At 62.2% G+C, this 806-nt stretch carries 1 protein-coding gene and 1 pseudogene; both read left to right on the top strand.

From position 1 onward, the window contains the following. Positions 1 to 168, top strand: a pseudogene (locus I53_RS34850) (energy-dependent translational throttle protein EttA); the annotation flags it as partial. Between the two features lie 254 nt (positions 169 to 422). Then, positions 423 to 806: bile acid:sodium symporter (locus I53_RS04180; protein WP_043347004.1), on the top strand; the 384-nt coding region annotated here is incomplete at its 3' end.

Here is an 806-nt window from a genome sequence, read left to right as displayed (position 1 = left end):
CGCTGGTTCCTGGACCGTATCGCCACCCACATCATCGCCTTCGAAGGCGATTCGCAGGTCACCTTCTTCGACGGCAACTATCAGGAATACGAAGCCGACAAGAAGAAGCGCCTCGGTGAAGAAGCCGCCAAGCCCAAGCGTATCCGTTACAAGCCGGTTACGCGTTGAGCGCTTGAGCGATGTGCACATGAAGACGCCGCTGGAATCGCACTGATCCAGCGGCGTTTTTTTCGCGCCGGTGCGGCCCGGCCTGGACCAGGTTCCCACCCTCTCCCGGCAACCGGGAAAGTGGTCGGAGAGTGGCAGGAACGCGGCAGGAAAGCGCCCGCAGGGGTAGAATCACGCCCTTGCGCCCACCAGGCGCCTGGTCGACAAGAGGCTACCGCTTTATCTGGCGAGTGAAGACCTCTGCGCCCCTTCGCGTGATCCGCGCATTCCATGACAATAAAACGCGCCACCCAGCCTCGCTTGCCATCGAGTGCATCGAGTACGTGCAGTGCCGGGACTTCATCCATCATTCATCCATCGCCATGCTAGCCATCATCACCCGCCTCTTCCCCGTGTGGGCGCTGCTGCTTTCCGCCGCCGCCTACTTCTCGCCGCCGACCTTCACGCCCATCGGCAAGTACATCACCCAGTTGCTCACGCTGATCATGCTGACCATGGGCGTGACCCTTACGGTGGACGACTTCAAGCGCATCATCAAGCGCCCCGCGCCGGTGGCCGCCGGCATCATCCTGCACTATCTGGTCATGCCGCTGGCGGCCTGGATCATCGCCAAGGTGCTGCACATGCCGCCCGACCTG

Source organism: Methylobacterium sp. B1 (assembly GCF_000333255.1).
Taxonomy (GTDB): domain Bacteria; phylum Pseudomonadota; class Alphaproteobacteria; order Rhizobiales; family Beijerinckiaceae; genus Methylobacterium; species Methylobacterium fujisawaense.
The sequence above is the reverse complement of the archived record's forward strand: the minus strand, read 5'-3'. Positions and strand labels throughout refer to the sequence as shown.